The organism is Bradyrhizobium sp. Crot121 (genome assembly GCF_059512385.1).
This window is the reverse complement of sequence record NZ_JCAMOR010000599.1, coordinates 1-212: the sequence shown is the minus strand read 5'-3', so window position 1 is coordinate 212 and position 212 is coordinate 1. Positions and strand designations below refer to the sequence as shown.

General features: G+C 63.7%; 1 protein-coding gene. It reads left to right on the top strand.

The window, feature by feature from the left end; all coding sequences use genetic code 11:
• Positions 1-212 (top strand): DUF4082 domain-containing protein (locus AC5ZGW_RS48040; RefSeq protein ID WP_496114382.1); only part of this gene is annotated, 212 nt, incomplete at both ends.

Sequence of the window (212 nt, the reverse complement as noted above, 5' to 3'; positions counted from 1 at the left end):
AAGTTCACCTCGTCCACTGCCGGCCAGATCACCGCGCTCAAATTCTACCGCAGTCCCGGCGATACCGGCACCGATCTTCTCGATCTGTGGAGCTCGACCGGCACCAAGCTTGCCAGCGCCACCTTCACCAACACCACCGCAAGCGGCTGGCAGACCGTGCCCTTGGCGACGCCGGTCTCGATCGCCGCCAACACCACCTATGTCGCGTCCTA